The sequence below is a fragment of the Allosediminivita pacifica genome (genome assembly GCF_003054175.1).
GTDB classification, from domain to species: domain Bacteria; phylum Pseudomonadota; class Alphaproteobacteria; order Rhodobacterales; family Rhodobacteraceae; genus Allosediminivita; species Allosediminivita pacifica.
Genome location: NZ_QBKN01000014.1, coordinates 47,985 through 62,585 on the forward strand (window position 1 = coordinate 47,985; position 14,601 = coordinate 62,585).

The 14,601-nt window shown below is 66.3% G+C and carries 16 protein-coding genes; 9 read left to right on the forward strand and 7 right to left on the reverse strand.

What is annotated here, in order from left to right:
* Window positions 1-34: 34 nt before the first annotated feature.
* Together C8N44_RS12210 and C8N44_RS12215 are read right to left on the reverse strand one after the other, a co-directional pair.
* Window positions 35-1,399, reverse strand: a complete 1,365-nt coding sequence (locus tag C8N44_RS12210) for a methyl-accepting chemotaxis protein (RefSeq protein WP_107976913.1) — start codon at window positions 1,397-1,399, stop codon at window positions 35-37.
* 152 nt (window positions 1,400-1,551) lie between these two features.
* Window positions 1,552-3,510, reverse strand: a complete 1,959-nt coding sequence (locus C8N44_RS12215; RefSeq protein ID WP_107976915.1) for a bifunctional 2',3'-cyclic-nucleotide 2'-phosphodiesterase/3'-nucleotidase — start codon at window positions 3,508-3,510, stop codon at window positions 1,552-1,554.
* 197 nt (window positions 3,511-3,707) lie between these two features.
* On the opposite strand from C8N44_RS12215, the gene C8N44_RS12220 reads away from it, so the two are divergent.
* Both C8N44_RS12220 and C8N44_RS12225 read left to right on the forward strand, forming a co-directional pair.
* Window positions 3,708-4,253, forward strand: coding sequence for a DUF421 domain-containing protein (locus tag C8N44_RS12220; RefSeq protein ID WP_107976917.1), 546 nt, complete (start codon window positions 3,708-3,710; stop codon window positions 4,251-4,253).
* A gap of 114 nt (window positions 4,254-4,367) precedes the next feature.
* Window positions 4,368-5,174, forward strand: coding sequence for an LEM-3-like GIY-YIG domain-containing protein (locus C8N44_RS12225; protein ID WP_107976919.1), 807 nt, complete (start codon window positions 4,368-4,370; stop codon window positions 5,172-5,174).
* Window positions 5,175-5,270: 96 nt separating this feature from the next.
* Here the strand turns inward: C8N44_RS12225 and rplI are convergent, their stop codons facing one another.
* The 3 genes from rplI to rpsF are packed head-to-tail and all read right to left on the reverse strand — an operon-like array spanning window position 5,271 to window position 6,516.
* Window positions 5,271-5,897, reverse strand: coding sequence for a 50S ribosomal protein L9 (rplI, locus tag C8N44_RS12230; protein ID WP_107976921.1), 627 nt, complete (start codon window positions 5,895-5,897; stop codon window positions 5,271-5,273).
* A gap of 10 nt (window positions 5,898-5,907) precedes the next feature.
* Window positions 5,908-6,135, reverse strand: coding sequence for a 30S ribosomal protein S18 (gene rpsR / locus C8N44_RS12235; protein WP_107976923.1), 228 nt, complete (start codon window positions 6,133-6,135; stop codon window positions 5,908-5,910).
* 18 nt (window positions 6,136-6,153) lie between these two features.
* Window positions 6,154-6,516 (reverse strand): 30S ribosomal protein S6, encoded by a 363-nt coding sequence (gene rpsF / locus C8N44_RS12240; RefSeq protein ID WP_107976926.1) that lies wholly within the window; start codon window positions 6,514-6,516, stop codon window positions 6,154-6,156.
* Between the two features lie 271 nt (window positions 6,517-6,787).
* Between rpsF and fabD the strand changes: the two genes are divergently transcribed.
* The 4 genes from fabD to C8N44_RS12260 all read left to right on the forward strand — a co-directional run bounded on the left by fabD (window position 6,788) and on the right by C8N44_RS12260 (window position 9,661).
* Window positions 6,788-7,729 carry an ACP S-malonyltransferase gene (gene fabD / locus C8N44_RS12245; protein ID WP_107976928.1) on the forward strand — a complete coding sequence of 314 codons (942 nt, stop codon included), beginning with the start codon at window positions 6,788-6,790 and terminating at the stop codon, window positions 7,727-7,729.
* A gap of 43 nt (window positions 7,730-7,772) precedes the next feature.
* Entirely contained in the window at window positions 7,773-8,510 is a 738-nt protein-coding gene (gene fabG / locus C8N44_RS12250) for a 3-oxoacyl-[acyl-carrier-protein] reductase (RefSeq protein WP_107976931.1), read from the forward strand.
* 208 nt (window positions 8,511-8,718) lie between these two features.
* Entirely contained in the window at window positions 8,719-8,955 is a 237-nt protein-coding gene (locus C8N44_RS12255) for an acyl carrier protein (protein WP_107976933.1), read from the forward strand.
* A 142-nt stretch (window positions 8,956-9,097) separates the two neighbouring features.
* Window positions 9,098-9,661, forward strand: coding sequence for a hypothetical protein (locus C8N44_RS12260; RefSeq protein WP_107976936.1), 564 nt, complete (start codon window positions 9,098-9,100; stop codon window positions 9,659-9,661).
* A gap of 258 nt (window positions 9,662-9,919) precedes the next feature.
* On the opposite strand, the gene C8N44_RS12265 is transcribed toward C8N44_RS12260, so the two are convergent.
* Together C8N44_RS12265 and mazG are read right to left on the reverse strand one after the other, a co-directional pair.
* Window positions 9,920-10,924: a Fe(3+) ABC transporter substrate-binding protein gene (locus C8N44_RS12265; protein WP_107976938.1), complete on the reverse strand. Its 1,005-nt coding sequence runs from the start codon at window positions 10,922-10,924 to the stop codon at window positions 9,920-9,922.
* 90 nt (window positions 10,925-11,014) lie between these two features.
* Window positions 11,015-11,824 (reverse strand): nucleoside triphosphate pyrophosphohydrolase, encoded by an 810-nt coding sequence (gene mazG, locus C8N44_RS12270; RefSeq protein WP_107976940.1) that lies wholly within the window; start codon window positions 11,822-11,824, stop codon window positions 11,015-11,017.
* Window positions 11,825-11,887: 63 nt separating this feature from the next.
* Between mazG and C8N44_RS12275 the strand changes: the two genes are divergently transcribed.
* The 3 genes from C8N44_RS12275 to C8N44_RS12285 all read left to right on the forward strand — a co-directional run bounded on the left by C8N44_RS12275 (window position 11,888) and on the right by C8N44_RS12285 (window position 14,596).
* Window positions 11,888-13,048, forward strand: coding sequence for a M20 aminoacylase family protein (locus C8N44_RS12275; protein ID WP_107976942.1), 1,161 nt, complete (start codon window positions 11,888-11,890; stop codon window positions 13,046-13,048).
* Between the two features lie 52 nt (window positions 13,049-13,100).
* Window positions 13,101-14,066 (forward strand): agmatinase, encoded by a 966-nt coding sequence (speB, locus tag C8N44_RS12280; RefSeq protein WP_107976944.1) that lies wholly within the window; start codon window positions 13,101-13,103, stop codon window positions 14,064-14,066.
* Window positions 14,067-14,182: 116 nt separating this feature from the next.
* On the forward strand, window positions 14,183-14,596 hold the full coding sequence (locus C8N44_RS12285; protein WP_107976947.1) for a DUF1499 domain-containing protein: 414 nt from the start codon (window positions 14,183-14,185) through the stop codon (window positions 14,594-14,596).
* Window positions 14,597-14,601 lie beyond the last annotated feature (5 nt).

A 14,601-nucleotide genomic window follows, 5' to 3' on the forward strand; every position in this document is an offset into this window, starting at 1 on the left:
TAGGAATGTCCCCGAGTCTGCGGAGTCGACCCGATCACGCGCGGCGCTTGCCGGCCCCCTGCATCGGCGGGTCGCCGACCTTCCAGCCGCCCGGCTCCTCGGGGGAGGTGCGGAAGTGCGCGACCTCGTTGTTGAGCGACTGGGCGTCATTGGCGAGAGAGCGGCTGGCATCCGTCGTCTCGGAGACCATGGCGGCGTTCTGCTGGGTGACCTTGTCGAGCTGCGAGATGGCGGTGTTGATCTCGCTGAGGGTGCCGGACTGGTCCGAGAGGCTGCGGGCGACCTCGGTGATGCGGCCCGTGATCTCGCTCACGCCCTCGAAGATGCGGGAGAGTTCGGCGCTGCCGTTGTTCACGAGCTCGGCGCCCTCGGTCACATGCTCGGAGCTTTCGCGGATGAGGGCCTTGATCTCCTGGGCGGATTCGGCGGAGCGCTGGGCGAGACCGCGCACCTCGGAGGCGACGACGGCGAAGCCGCGTCCGGCCTCGCCCGCGCGGGCGGCCTCGACCCCGGCGTTGAGGGCGAGCAGGTTGGTCTGGAAGGCGATGTCGTCGATGACGGTGACGATCTGCGAGATCTTGCCCGAGGACTGTTCGATCCGCTCCATGGCGGCGGTGACCTGCGCTACGAGATCGCCGCTGGATTCCGCGGCGGCGCTGGTCTGGCGGGCGACCTCAGTGACGTTGCGCGCGTTCTCGGCGGCTTCGCTGGCGCTGCTGGTGAGCTCCTGCACGGCGGCGGCGCTTTCCTCGAGGGTGGCGGCCTGGGTTTCGGTCCGCGCCGAGAGATCGTCGGATGACTGGCCGAGCGCGCCGGAGGTGGCACCGATCGTGGCGGTGATCGCCTTCACGTTGCCGACCATGTCGGCCATCTGTTCGGCGGCGGCATTGTAGGCGGTGGCGAGCTTGTCCATGTCGGGCAGGCTGCTCCCTGGGACACGGTGGGTCAGGTCACCCTCGCGCAGGTGGTAGAGCCCGCGCGCAAGCCCGAAGACGCAGGTCGTGCGTTCGGTGACGTCCGAGGCGACCTTGACCACGCGTGTGACATTGCCCGCGGCGTCGGTGACGGGGGCGTAGGTCGCCTGGATCCAGATGCGCCCACCGGATTTCGTCCTGCGTGGGAAGTTGTCGGAGAAGCTTTCGCCTGCCGCGAGTCGTGACCAGAACTGGCGATATTCGTCCGTGTCGCGGAACTGTTCCTCGACGAACATCGAGTGATGCTTGCCGACGATTTCCGCGGAGGTGTATTCCAGTGCGTTGAGGAAGTTGTCGTTCGCCTGCAGGATCGTTCCGTCGGGGGTGAAATGGATCACCGCCTGCGTGTTCATGACCATCTGCAGGAGCGCAGCGTCAGCGGCATCTTGAGTTGGGGCAGGGGCCCGGCGGGCAAAAAGAGGCATCCGGCGATCCTTAGCTGGAAGGCAACAACGATGCGGACCCTAGAGCCAACAATTTTACGGTTGATGAAGATTTTCCGGCAGTTTGCGAGGAAGGCCCCGTTTCATGCCGGTGGCTTCGCGTGGCCCGGGCGCAAGCGCCCGGGCCCGGGGCATCAGAGCGTCATGCGGAAGAGCGCGAAGCCCTCGTCGGTTTCGCCCGCGGGGGCGATGTCGACGCTTTCGATGCTCTCGGCGTATTTCGCGCCGGCGGGGCCGGTCTCGAACAGCACCGTGGTGTCTTCCATCGGCTTGAAGGTCCAGTTGGCATCTGCCGAAGGGCTGACGGTGCCCTGTTCGACGATGTAGCGCACCAGCACGTCACGGTTTGTGTCAGGCCCCTCGAAGATGATGGTGGAGCCGTCGTTGCCGGGGAAGTTGCCGCCGCCCGAGGCGCGGTAGTTGTTGGTGGCGACGATGAAGTCCTGATCCTCGTCGATGGGCTCGCCCTGGTAGCGCAGGTCCACGATGCGCTGCGCGTCGGGGTTCACCAGCTCGCCCTCGCTGTCGTAGCGCGAGGGCTGGCTGAGGTCGATCTGATAGGTCACGCCGTCGATCACGTCGAAGTTGTAGGACGGGAAGTCGGGATTCAGCAGACGCGCATCCTCGGAACCGGGCTCGATCCGGTTGAACATGCCCGCCGAGCGTTCGAGCCATTCGCGCACGGCGCCGCCCTTGATCTTCACCGCGCGGACGGTGTTCGGGTAGAGATAGAGATCGGCCACGTTCTTGATGGCCACATCGCCCACCGGCACGTCGGTGTAGTATTCCGGGCCGCCGCGTCCGCCGGCCTTGAAGGGGGCGGCGGCGGAGAGGATGGGAAGGCCCTCGTTCTCGGTGCCGGCCATCATCTGTTCGATGTACCATTCTTGGGCGTTCGACACGATCTGGACCGAGGGGTCGTCGGCCACCAGGGCAAAGTAGCTGTGCAGCGGCGCGTCGGTCTTGCCCACGGCGCGGCGGACGTAGGCGAGGGTGGCCTCGTGCTCCTGCGCGACCGCCTCGATGATGGGCTCGTGGTCGTCGACCAGCGGCGTGATGGAGCGGTCCTCTTCGCGCTGGTAGATCGGGCGGGCCTCGGCGCTGTGGGAGGCGATGCGCCAGGAGTTGCCGTCGCGCTCGATCATCAGGTCGATGAGGCCCATGTGGCTGCCCCAGTAGCCGGCCATGACGGCGGGCTTGCCCATGAGGGTGCCGTTGGCGGCATCCACGCCGGCCCAGCCCTCGTAGGTCGAGGAGGGGAAGACGAGGTGCGAGTGCCCGGTCAGCACGGCGTCGATGCCGTCGATCCCGGCCAGCGGCACGGCGGCGTTCTCCATCCCGTCGGTGTGGTCGGCGGCGCCGATGCCCGAGTGCGCCAGCGCGATCACGATGTCGGCGCCTTCCTCGCGCATCTGCGGCACCCAGGCGCGGGCGGTCTCGACGATGTCGCGGGCCTCGACGTTGCCTTCGAGGTGCTTGCGGTCCCAATTCATGACCTGCGGCGGCACGAAGCCGATGAGGCCGATGCGGATGGGGTAGCTTTCGCCGGCGCCGTCGGTGATCTCGCGCTTGAGGATCACGTAGGGGGGCAGGAGGGTCTGGTCCTCGCGCGGGGAGGCGCCGCGCTGGGTGACGATGTTGGCGCAGACGATGGGATACTCGGCCCCCGCCAGCGACTTGTCGAGGAAGCTGAGGCCGTAGTTGAATTCGTGGTTGCCGAGGGTCGAGGCGTCGACGCCGAGCGTGTTCATGGCGGTGATGACCGGATGGGGGTCGCCCTCGCTCATGCCCCGCTCGTAGGCGATGTAGTCGCCCATGGGGTTGCCCTGCAGGAAGTCGCCGTTGTCGAGCAGGATCGAGTTGGTGGCCTCGTTGCGGATGCCCTGGATCAGGCTTGCCGTGCGCGAGAGGCCGACGGTGTCGATCTCGCGGTCGGCGTAGTAGTCGTAGGGGTAGACGTGGACGTGGATGTCCGTGGTCTCCATGATCCGCAGGTGGGCCTGGCCGGCTGCGGCGCGGGCGGAGAAGGGGTGCAGGGCGATGAAGCCGGCGGTGCTGGCGAGAAAGCCGCGGCGGTTGATCTTGAGGGACATGGGGGACCTCCTTGTCGGGTGGGATCGTTTCTTGGCGTTTTCTGCACCAGACCCGCGTGACGGTCTCATGACAAGGGGGATGTGGCGGAACGCGGGGGAGGCAACGTCACCTTCGCCTTGAGGCCGGGGGACATCGGTGACAGCCTCGGCGGCGTGCGGGCCGCATCCCCGGCCGGCCGGAGAGGGAAGGAGATCCCATGTGGACGGAGTGGTTCTATCCCGGCTCGGCCTCGGCCCTGCTCTGGGTCGTGGTCGGATCTCTGGCGATGTACCTCGTGCTTCTGGGCTTCGCGCGGCTCGCGGGGGTGCGCAGTTTTGCCGAGATGTCGGCCTTCGACATCGCCGTGACCATCGCGGTGGGCTCGCTGTTGGCAACAACGGTGGCGACGCCGTCGCCGTCGGTGCTGCAGGGCGCGGTGGCTCTGGGGACGCTGTTCGCGGTCCAGCTGGGGGCCTCGTGGCTGCGGATCCGGTATCCGCGCGTGACCGAGGCGACCGACAACACGCCGATCCTGCTGGTCGGTCCCGGGGGTAGGCTGAAGCCGAAGGGGATGCAGCGCGCGCGCGTGACCGAGAGCGATCTGCGCTCGCAGCTTCGGGCGCACAACGTGCTGGACCTCTCCGAGGTGCAGGCGGTGGTGATCGAAGGGACCGGCAAAATCAACGTGGTGCACGGGCACGGACGGGATGCCGTGGAGGGCCGGTGGGTCTTCGAGGACGTGCGGGACTACGACGTGGACTGAGACGCGCGATTGGTTTGCCGAGCCGAGCCTGCTCGTTCGTCGCGACATGATCTTGTTGCCGGCACCTGTTTGATGCCAGCCTCTGGTATCTGCAGAGCAATACTGGATGCCAAAATGGAAACTGAGATCCAGGCCTTCCCGGCGGGCGTCGGAGACCACCTGAAATACTACGTCTATCGTCTTATCGATCCGAGAAACGGCGAGACCTTCTACATCGGAAAGGGGAAGGGGAACCGCATCTTCCAGCACGTCACCGCGACGAATCCGGAGGAGGTCGAGAATGACGCCGATCGGGAGGTCGAGGGGGAGGTCGTCAGGGAGGACGAACTGAGCCTGAAGCTTCACCGGATCAACGACATTCGCCTTGCGAACCTACGGGTGCTCCATGTCGTGCACCGGCACGGGATTCAGGATGCACGGACAGCTTACGAGGTAGAGGCTGCCCTGATCGATGCCTATGGCGGGTTGACGAACGTCGCCAGTGGTCACCACAGCAACGACCGTGGTCCGATGCACGTTCAGCAGATCCTGGACAAGTACTCTCTCCCTGTTGTGGAACTCGGAGGGGAAAAGCTGATCCTGATCAATCTGAACCCTTCCAACTATTCCCCCGACGAGTTGCTTGACCGGGTCAGGTATGCTTGGCGGATTTCTCGTGCCAGAGCCGAAAAGGCTGACTACGTGCTCGCGGTCATCCATGGGGTGGTGAGAGGGATCTTCAAACCAGATTGCTGGCTCGCGGCGACCCCAGAGAATTTCCCCGAAATACACACGGATGAGACTTCGCCCACCAGGTCGGGGTTCAAGGGACGTATTGCCGACGATGAAACGTGGAACAGGTTCGTCGGCAAACGGGGAAGAAGACTGCCGGAAGAGCTACGCCATCGCGGTCAGAACCCGATACGCTACCATAACTGCTAAGGATGCGTGGCCAGCGTCGCGCGATAGCTGGGGCCCAAACAAAAACGCCGCGCAGCGGGGCTGCGCGGCGTCTTCTGTTCTTGTCCGAAGGCCGGATCAGCTGGGCTGCTGCTCGGCTTCCTCTGCGTCACCGCCCCGGGCGGGGGTGTCGTCGTCGTCATCGGAGGCTGCGCCGCCGATGTCGTCGAAGAGCTGGCTGACCTCGAATTCGGCCTGCGCCTCTTCCTCGGCCTGCTGGTCCTGAATAGACTTGCCGGAGGCCTGAAGCTCGGCTTCCTCGGGCGAGCGTGCGACGTTCAGCGTGATCGCCACGATCACCTCGGGGTGGAGGTGGAGCTCGACCTCGTGGAGGCCCAGTTCCTTGATCGGCTGGCGGATGATGACCTGCTTGCGGTCGACGCTGAAGCCGTTCTCGGTGGCCACGTTGGCGGCGTCACGGGTGGTGACGGAGCCGTAGAGGTTGCCGCCGTCGGAGGCCTGGCGAATCACGACGAACTGTTCGCCTTCGATCTTCTGTGCCAGCGCCTCGGCTTCCTTGCGGGTTTCGAGGTTGCGGGCTTCCAGATCGGCCTTCTGGGCTTCGAACCGGTCGACGTTTTCCTTGGACGCGGTCAGCGCCTTGCCCTGCAGCAGCAGGTAGTTGCGTGCAAAGCCGGGTTTGACATCGACGATGTCGCCCATCTGGCCCAGCTTGGCCACGCGTTCGAGAAGAATGACCTGCATGGTGTTCTCCTTACTTCACGGCGTAGGGGAGCAGGGCGAGGAAACGGGCACGCTTGATTGCACGGGCCAGTTCACGCTGCTTCTTGGAAGAGACTGCGGTGATGCGCGAGGGCACGATCTTGCCGCGCTCGGAAATGTAGCGCTGCAGCAGCTTGGTGTCCTTGTAGTCGATCTTGGGCGCGTTGGCACCCGAGAAGGGACACACCTTGCGGCGGCGGAAAAACGGTTTGGCTGCCATTGGTTATATCTCCTTCTATCAGCTACGGTCGCGGCGTTCGCGCCGGCCGTCGCGCTCGTCTTTCTTCTGCATCTGGATCGACGGACCGCCTTCGTGCTCTTCCACCTTGATGGTGAGCACGCGCATCACGTCGTCGTGCAGGCGCATGAGGCGTTCCATCTCGTGAATGGCCGTCGCGGGTGCGTCGGTCTTCAGGAAGGCGTAGTGCCCCTTGCGGTTCTTGTTGATCTTGTAGGCCATCGTCTTGACGCCCCAGTACTCGCTGTCCACGAGCTGGCCGCCGTTGTCGGAAAGCACGGTCGAGAAGTGTTCGATCAGGCCTTCGGCCTGCGCGTTGGACAGGTCCTGACGCGCGATAAAAACATGCTCATAGAGCGGCATGTTATCTCCGTTCTTCTGTCTGGGCGCATTTCAAAGGACGCGGGTTCATGCCTTCCGCCCCGGTCCACGAGAGACTGCGCGGTTGTCGATACTCCGCGGAAGGTTCGCGGGGTATAACGATCTGTGGCGCATTTGCAAGGGTGGAAGGGACGCGGGCGATGCGGGGCCGATCTCTGCCGGTTGGTGGGGGGCGGGGCGCACCGTTGCGCCGCTCGCGCGGGGGCTGTAAGGGGCTGCCGCAGGACAGTCACGGACTTTTAGGGAGGCCCGCATGCCCCGCGCGTTCATCTTTCCCGGGCAGGGAGCCCAGGCCATCGGCATGGGCAAGGATCTGGCGGAGGCCTACCCGCAGGCCCGTGCCGTCTTCGATGAGGTCGACGAGGCGCTTGGCGAAAAGCTGTCCCAGCTGATCTGGGAAGGCGAGGCCGAGACCCTGACCCTGACCGAGAACGCGCAGCCCGCGCTGATGGCAACTTCGATCGCGGCCATGCGCGCGCTCGAGGCCGAGGGCGTGGACATCACCGCGGCTTCCTACGTGGCCGGGCACAGCCTTGGCGAATATTCTGCCCTGACCGCGGCGGGCGCGCTGAGCCTTGGCGACGCGGCGCGGCTTCTGCGGCTGCGCGGGCGCGCGATGCAGGAGGCGGTGCCGGTGGGCGAAGGTGCCATGGCGGCGCTGCTGGGCCTCGATCTGGAGGCCGTGCGGGCGCTGGTCTCCGAGGCAGCGCAGGGCGATGTGCTGGCCGCAGCCAACGACAACGATCCCGCGCAGGTGGTGATTTCCGGTCAGAAGGCGGCGGTCGAGCGCGCGGTGGAGGCGGCCAAGGGCGCCGGTGCCAAGCGCGCGGTCATGCTGCCGGTGAGCGCGCCGTTCCATTGCGAGCTGATGCAGCCCGCCGCCGAGGCCATGCGCGCGGCACTGGCCGAGGTCGAGATCGCGGCGCCGAAGGTGCCGCTGGTGGCCAACGTGGTGGCCGAGGCCGTGGACGATCCGGCGCGGATCCGCGAGCTTCTGGTCGAGCAGGTCTGCGGCGCTGTGCGCTGGCGCGAGTCCGTGGAATGGATGGTTGCGCAGGGCGTGGACGAGTTCTGGGAAGTGGGCGCCGGCAAGGCGCTGAGCGGCATGGTGCGCCGCATCCACCGGCCCGCCGCGGTGCGCACCGTGGGCAGCGCCTCGGACGCAGGTGATGCGGCGGCGAGCCTGAAGGCCTGAGCCGGGCGGCACGAGACAACGACAAGCGACAGGGATAGCGACAATGTTCGATCTGACGGGAAAATCGGCCCTCATCACGGGCGCCTCGGGCGGTATCGGCGGCGAGGTGGCCCGGGTGCTGCACGGCGCGGGCGCGACGGTGGGGCTTTCTGGCACGCGGACCGAGCCGCTCGAGGCGCTGGCCGCCGAGCTGGGCGAGCGGGCGCACGTGCTGCCGTGCAACCTGAGCGACGCCGAGGCGGTCAACGCCCTGCCCAAGCAGGCGGCCGAGGCCATGGGATCGGTCGACATCCTGGTGAACAACGCGGGCATCACGCGCGACAACCTGTTCATGCGGATGTCCGAAGAGGAATGGGCCAGCGTTCTGGACGTGAACCTCACCTCGGGGTTTCGCCTGTGCAAGGGCGTGCTGCGCGGCATGATGAAGGCGCGCTGGGGCCGGATCGTGAACATCTCGTCCATCGTCGGCGCCACGGGCAATCCCGGGCAGGGCAACTACGCCGCCGCCAAGGCCGGTCTGGTGGGCATGACCAAGTCGCTGGCCTACGAGGTGGCGACGCGCGGTGTGACCGTGAACGCGGTTGCGCCGGGCTTTATCGAGACGGCGATGACGGAAAAGCTCAACGACGATCAGAAGGCGGGAATTCTGGGTCAGATTCCGATGGGGCGTATGGGAAGCCCTTCCGAAATCGCCGCCGCCGTGCTTTACCTTGCAAGCGCCGAAGCGGGCTACGTGACCGGTACCACGCTGCACGTCAACGGCGGTATGGCGATGCTCTGACAGGGACATCACGCGACGATGACAAAGCTGTTGTCATCTTTGGTGCCTGTGCTATAGGCGCCGCAGATTTTGGCCGGGGGGATTGCGCCACTGGCCTAGCCCGTCCATGTGGTGGGCCTAGCCGCCCGCAAGGGCACTCGATGCCACCCCCGGCAGGGCGAGGGCGAAGGAAAAGGGCCTGAAGGTCCGAAGGAAGTGAGGAAGAGACATGAGTGATGACATCGCCGAGCGCGTCAAGAAGATCGTCGTCGAGCACCTGAGCGTCGAGGAAGACAAGGTCACCGAGAACGCTTCGTTCATCGACGACCTGGGCGCGGACAGCCTCGACACCGTCGAGCTGGTCATGGCGTTCGAGGAAGAGTTCGGCATCGAGATCCCGGACGACGCCGCCGAGACCATCCAGACTTTCGGCGACGCGGTGAAGTTCATCAAGGAAGCGCAGTAAGCGGCTTCCGTCCGCTTCCGCGGATATTGCAAGTTTCGGACGGCGCCCCTTTGCGGGCGCCGTTTTCGTGTTCGCGGGCCATAGGGCGCCGTTCACGTTTGGCCGCTAGGCAGGGCGGATTATCGATTTCCCGGAGCTTGCCATGATCCTTCGTCCCACCGCTGTCGCCCTTCTGGCGGTTGTCGCCTTTCCCTCCTTCGCCGAGGAGGTGCAGCTTGCCTATTGGGAGCACGGCTCCTGGCGGGTGGCGCTGGTGGAGGACACGCAGTGGAACATGCGCAGCTGCCGGGTCTGGACCGGTGGTGACGGCAACGGCACGCTGGCGCTGCATGTGGGCGACGGTGGGGCGGATGCCTCGTTCTCCTACGAGCCGGTGACCTTCCGCAACATGGCGCCGCCCATGACGCTCGACGACGAGGTGGTGCTGATGTTCGACGGGCAGGAAAGCTGGATCGCCGACGAGCTGACGGTGTCGGAGTATCACAACGATTTCGGGGATTTCGTGGTGGATGCCTCGCTGTCCAACAGCTTTGTGTCCGAGACCGTCAAGGAGCTGCGCGCGGGCAACACGGTCATTGTCGGCGTGAGACGGGGCGGTGCACCGAAGGTCTTCGATACCTTCCTGCTGAACGGGTTCACGGCGACCTGGCTGAAGGCCTCGGAGTGGTGCCAGTTCAATGCGGGGAAGTCGTTCTTCTCGTCTTGATGAGGGTTTGAGGGCCGACCGCCGGATGGAAAAAGCGCCGGACTGCTTTCGCGGCCCGGCGCTCTGCTTGGCGGGATTGCGTCAGGTTTCGGAGCCGGGGGCACGATGGTTATCTGCCCGGGGCTCCGCCTGGAGAGTTCGCCGCCGCCAACGGCGCAGGTCCGGAAAATGCCTGGGGCCCGGGGCTCCGCCCGTGATCATCCCGAAAGGTCCCCCGGACCTTTCGCTCCCGCGCCGGAGGCGCGGGAGTTCGGATGATCACCCATCAAAGTCCACTTCTTCGACGAGGCGCAGGGCTTCGTCGCGGTGGTCGGCGATTTCCATCAGGTTGAGCGGATCGGCCCCGAATTCACCCCAGCTCTGGACCAGCTCCACGGCCTCGGAACCCGGCGCAATGGGGTATTCGTAGTTGGCGGCGGCGTAGATCTCCTGTGCCTCGGGCGAGGTGAGGAATTCCATCATCTGCAGCGCCGCGTCGCGGTTGGGGGCCGACTTGGTCATGGCCACGCCCGAGATGTTCACGTGCGTGCCGCCGTCCTCGAACTCCGGGAAGAGCACGTTGACGGAGTTCGCCCATTCCTGCTGTTCGGAATCCTCGAGCATCTTGCCCATGTAGTAGGTGTTGCCGAGGCTGATGTCGCATTCGCCGGCCCAGATTGCGCGGACCTGCGCGCGGTCGTTGCCCTGCGGACGGCGGGCGAGGTTGGACTTCACGCCCTCGAGCCAGGTCTTGGTCTCTTCCTCGCCGTGATGCTCGATCATCGCGGCGACGAGGGCCAGCGTGTAGGGGTGCGTGCCCGACCGGGTGCAGATGCGGCCTTCCCACTTGGGATCGGCGAGATCCTCGTAGGTGGTCACCTCGGAGGGATCGACGCGGTCCTTGCTGGCGTAGACGATGCGCGCGCGGGTGGTGAGACCCCACCAGTGGCCGTCGGGATCGCGGTACTGCGAAGGCACGTTCTCGCGCAGGGCATCGCTTTCGGCGGCCTGGGTCACGCCGGCGTCGACGGCCGCGGCAAGGCGCGAGATGTCGACGGTGAAGATCAGGTCGGCGGGCGAGCGTTCGCCCTCGGCGCGAAGGCGCTCGACCATGCCCTTTTCAAGGTACGCGACGTTGACGTCGATGCCCGTTTCCTCGGTGAAGGCATCGGTCAGCGGCGCCAGCAGTTCCGGCTGCCGGTAGGAGTAGACATTGACTTCTTGCGCGAGCGCCGGCGTGGCGACGGCCAGCGCGGCAAGCGCGGGGATGAGGCGGTGGGACATGAAGCTCCTCCTGTTGGTTTGCCGCGGTGTTGTCACCGAGACGGGAGGGCACGTCAATTCCTGAGTAAACAAATCGGATAAATTTGTTTCCTAACCTGAGGCCTTTTCCGTGCGCTTGGCCGCGTCCCAGAGAGCGTCCATTTCCTCAAGCGTGCTGTCCTTGGGATGGCGTCCCTGTTCGGCCAGCGCGGCCTCGACCGCGCCGAAGCGGCGGGTGAACTTGAGGTTGGCGGCGCGCAGGGCGTCCTCGGGGTCGATGTCGAGGTGGCGGGCGAGGTTGGCCATGACGAAGAGCAGGTCGCCGAATTCCTCGGCCCGGTGGGCGGGGTCGGTGGCCTCGCGCAGTTCGGCCATTTCCTCGGCCACCTTGTCGAGCACCTGGTCGGTCTGCGGCCAGTCGAAGCCGACGCGGGCGGCGCGGTTCTGCAGCTTCACGGCGCGGGTGAGGGCGGGCAGGCCGAGTGCGACGCCGTCGAGCACGCCCTTTTCGTCCTTGGCGGCGCGTTCGGCGGCCTTGACGGTTTCCCAGTCGCGGGTCTGCTGCTCGGCGCTCTTGTCGCGGCTCTCGTCGCCGAAGACGTGGGGGTGGCGGGCGACCATCTTGTCGGCGATGGCATTGGCCACGTCGTCGAAGTTGAAGAGCCCCGCATCCTCGGCCATCTGGGCGTGGAAGACCGACTGGAAGAGCAGGTCGCCGAGTTCGCCTTTCAGCTCGCCCCAGGCTTCGCGCTCGATGGCGTCGGCGACCTCGTAGGCCTCCTCGATGGTGTAGGGCGCGATGCTGGCGAAGGTCTGCTCGATGTCCCAGGGGCAGCCGGTCTGCGGGTCGCGCAGCCTGCGCATGATCTCGCGCAGGCGGGGCATGCCGCCCTTCGGGTCGTGGATCAGATCGTCGCGCATTGCATGAACCCCCTTTTTGCGTCAGGGGAGCCTTGCGGGATCGCGCCTCAGGAGTCCATGCCCATGCCCATCGTCAACCGCATCGCGGAATTCGCGCCCGATATGAAGGCGTGGCGGCGCCATCTTCACATGCACCCCGAGCTGGGGCTGGAGTGCTATGGCACCGCGGCCTTCGTGGTCGAGCAGCTGCGCAGTTTCGGCGTGACCGAGATCCACGAGGGCCTTGCCGAGAGCGGCGTGGTGGCCGTGATCGAGGGGCAGGGCGAGGGTCCGGTGACGGGCCTGCGCGCCGACATGGACGCGCTGCCGATGACAGAGGAAACGGGGCTGGAGTATGCCTCGACCGTCCCGGGCAAGATGCACGCCTGCGGGCACGATGGTCATACCTCGATGCTGCTGGGCGCGGCGAAGTACCTGGCGGAGACGCGGAATTTTGCCGGGCGCGCGGTGCTGATCTTCCAGCCGGCCGAAGAGACCATCGGCGGCGGGCGGATCATGGTCGAGGAAGGCCTGATGGACCGTTTCGGGGTCGAAGAGGTCTATGCGATCCACACCGACCCGTTTTCCAAGCTGGGCATGTTGCGGACCACGCCGGGGCCGATCATGGCCTCGGTCGACGATTTCGAGATCACGGTCACGGGGCGCGGCGGGCACGCCGCCCATCCCGAAAGCTGCCGCGATCCCATTCCCTGCGCGCTGGCCATCGGGCAGGCGCTGAGTGCGCTGGTGTCGCGCGAGGTCGCTGCGCTCGATCAGCTTGTCGTGTCGCTGACGCAGGTGCACGCCGGATCGGCGATGAACGTTGTGCCGGGGACGGCCTATCTTGCCGGGACGGTGCGCAGCCTCGATCCGGGCGTGCGGGCGCACGCCGAAGAGCGTATCGCCCAGATCGTCGCCGGGCAGGCGGCCAGCGCCGGGCTGACCGCCGAGCTGCAGTATCACAAATCCTATCCGCCGACCGTGAACCACGCGGCGCAGGCGGCCTTTGCCGCCGAGGTGGCGCGGGGCGTGGCGACCGAAGTGGTGGACGACCTGCCGCCCGAGATGGGGTCGGAGGATTTCTCCTATATGCTGGAGGCGCGGCCGGGGGCCTTCCTCTTCCTCGGGCAGGGCGAGGGGCCGTCTGTGCACCACCCGGAATTCGACTTCAACGACGAGGCGGCGCCCTACGGGGCAAGCTTCTTCGCGCGGCTGATCGAGACGCGGCATCGGCTCCGGCCTTGATTTCGCGGTTTCATGAAGCCTCGTAATATACTGACAAAAAAGGGGTAAGCCGATGGCCCTAGAAGACGCGAAGACGCAGATCGACCATGCCTTTACCCGTGACGATCTGAAGGGGCGTTCCTACGAGAACGTCTTTGCCGGGGCGCCGTCCTTCCTGCGCCGGCGCTACACCAAGGACCTGTCGGGCGCCGATATCGCCTTGACCGGGCTGCCCTTCGACCAGGCGGTGACAAACCGGCCCGGCACGCGGCTGGGGCCGCGGGCGATCCGCGAGGCGTCGCTTTTGCAGCCCTGCGATGCGCCCTTCGGCTGGGGCTTTGACGTGCTGAGCGAGTTCGCCATCGCGGACTACGGTGACATGGCATTCGACTACGCGATGCCGTCGGAGATCCTCGGCAAGATCGAGGCGCACGTGGCCGGCATCCTGTCGCAGGGCGCGGCCTGCGTGGCGCTGGGGGGCGACCATTCGGTGACGCACGGCTGCTTGCGCGCGCATGCCAAGGAACACGGGCCGCTTTCGGTGATCCAGGTGGACGCCCATACCGACACCTGGGCCGACGACGATCCGGAGCGCGTGGATCACGGCACATTCATGTACAAGGCGGTGCAGGAAGGGATCGTGGACCCGGCGACTTCGGTGCAGATCGGCATCCGGACGGACAATCCCGATACGCTGGGCTTCAACATCCTCGACGCGCGGCAGGTGCATGCCGAGGGGCCCGAGGCCATGGCAGCGCGTGCCAAGCGGTTCGTGGGCGACAGGCCCGTCTACCTGACCTTCGACATCGACGGGCTGGACCCGGCCTTTGCGCCGGGTACCGGCACGCCGGTCTGGGGCGGGCTGTCGAGCCACCAGGCGGCGGTGCTGTTGCGGGGCCTTGCGGGGATCGACCTCAAGGGCGGTGACGTGGTCGAGGTTTCGCCGCCTTTCGACCCGGCGGGCATCACCGCGGTGGCCGGCGCGCATGTCGCGACGGAGCTCTTGTGCCTCTGGGCCGTGACCCGGCGCGCGGGCTAGCGACGGACCGCCGCTGACGGGGCGGACCCCTTTCAAAGGGGCGGGATTCGTGACATCCCCGGCGATGGGCGCGCGTCAGGGCGCCGTGCCAGCAAGGGAAAGGACAGGGCGTGCGCATGATCTTCTGGTTCATCGTTCTGGTTATCGTTGCGGGGCTGGCCTGGATCCGGCTTGCGCCATCCGATCCGGCTGTCTGGAACGTCGATCCGATGGTCACCTCGGATCAGGACCTTGCGCATGGCGTGCGCCGTCGCATTCCCGGTGACGCCGAAACCTTCGAGCGCCTGCACGGCATCATCCTCGAGACGCCGCGCACCGAGGTGCTGGCCGGCGGCCCGTCGGAGCCGCGCGCGACCTATATCACGCGGTCCAAGTGGTTCGGCTTTCCCGATTACACCACGGTGCAGCAGGGCGAGGGATCGCTCGAGATCTATGCCCGCCAGCGGTTCGGTCAGTCCGACATGGGCGTGAACCGCGAGCGCGTGGAGGGTTGGCTTTCGCGCCTCGAGAGCGAGGGCGCCGAGGGCTGAGTGCC